We start from the raw sequence: 223 nt of genomic DNA, 5'->3' as shown, positions 1-223 counted from the left end.
GGTGATCGTCCACGGCATCGACGATGCCGAGCGCGCGCAGGCCTATGCGGCCGACATCACCTACGGGACCAACAACGAGTACGGCTTCGACTACCTTCGCGACAACATGAACTACGAGATGGCGCAGATGGTCCAGCGCGGCCACGCCTTCGCCATCGTGGACGAGGTGGACTCGATCCTCATCGACGAGGCGCGGACGCCGCTGATCATCTCCGGTCCCCTC

Annotated in this window: 1 protein-coding gene; it reads left to right on the top strand. The window is 64.1% G+C overall.

What is annotated here, in order from left to right:
• The coding region (locus tag E4K09_RS17255; protein ID WP_134499030.1) for a hypothetical protein at nt 1-223 on the top strand (223 nt) is incomplete at both ends.

This window comes from Microvirga pakistanensis (assembly GCF_004458765.1).
In the GTDB taxonomy this organism is placed as follows: domain Bacteria; phylum Pseudomonadota; class Alphaproteobacteria; order Rhizobiales; family Beijerinckiaceae; genus Microvirga; species Microvirga pakistanensis.
This window is presented reverse-complemented; position numbering and strand designations above follow the sequence as displayed.